The organism is Mesorhizobium sp. WSM4815, from assembly GCF_055811575.1.
This window is the reverse complement of sequence record NZ_JBVVQS010000020.1, coordinates 1-268: the sequence shown is the minus strand read 5'-3', so window position 1 is coordinate 268 and position 268 is coordinate 1. Positions and strand designations below refer to the sequence as shown.

Here is a 268-nt window from a genome sequence, read left to right as displayed (position 1 = left end):
GCCAAGCTCGGCAAGGCGATCCTCGCCCACAAGAAGGCGCTGATTGCCGCGCCGCAGGCGGTCGCCACCCGCAAGGCCTCGGAGCTGGCGCTCGAGGCCATCACCCCGGTCATGCCGGAGCTGGTGATGGGCTCGGCCGACCTGACCCCCTCCAACAACACCCGCACCAAGGCGGCCGAGGACTTCACGCCCCGGACGCCCAAGGGCCGCTATGTCCGCTACGGCATCCGCGAGCACGGCATGGCCGCGGCGATGAACGGCATCACCC

1 pseudogene is annotated in these 268 nt (G+C 70.9%); it reads left to right on the top strand.

From position 1 onward, the window contains the following. Nucleotides 1–268: pseudogene (locus tag AC0L2B_RS00080) on the top strand (transketolase); the annotation flags it as partial.